Below are 575 nucleotides of genomic sequence, written 5' to 3' on the forward strand. Positions count from 1 at the left end.
CTGCTGGCGCACCACGTCAGCACCTGACGCAGGGCGTTGAGCACAATTTTCAGTAATGTCATTGGGTCAAATCTCGGAGTGGAGCCCGGACGGATGAGGGGCATTCACTGATGCCCCTGCCGGGTAAATAAGAGGAGGATGGCGTTACTGCGGTGACGGGGATTCTGGCGGCACGGGAGCCTGACCATGAATAATCCGGTGTTTCGCCAGCGCCTGCGGCATGTCGTTGATACAGTACGTAATGTAGAAGACGTTAAAGGCGACGGTGTAGAACGCATTCATTCTGAGGTCGAAGCGGAAGGTGTTCAGCGCATAGTGGCGCAGTGCGGCTCTGGCCTTAAAGGCCCAGACGATATACATCACGCCGGTGGCGAACGACAGTATGGCGCTCAGTACCAGCAGCGTGTCACTACCCGTGTCGTAACCCGCCAGGTCCGGTGAGGCCATCACCCCAAACTGTCGACTGAGACCAAAACAGACGGCTAGCCAGATGATAAACAGGTTGCCGCAAACCGAATACCCGGTGGTGTCGCTGATAATGTCCTGCTTTTTATACAGCCACAGTAACGGCCAGA

General features: G+C 56.0%; 1 protein-coding gene. It reads right to left on the bottom strand.

The window, feature by feature from the left end; translation table 11 throughout:
• Nucleotides 1-144: 144 nt before the first annotated feature.
• The coding region (locus tag ADK28_RS26715; protein ID WP_048797143.1) for a hypothetical protein at nt 145-575 on the bottom strand (431 nt) is incomplete at its 5' end.

The organism is Serratia sp. 506_PEND, assembly GCF_001076875.1.
GTDB lineage: Bacteria > Pseudomonadota > Gammaproteobacteria > Enterobacterales > Enterobacteriaceae > Serratia > Serratia marcescens.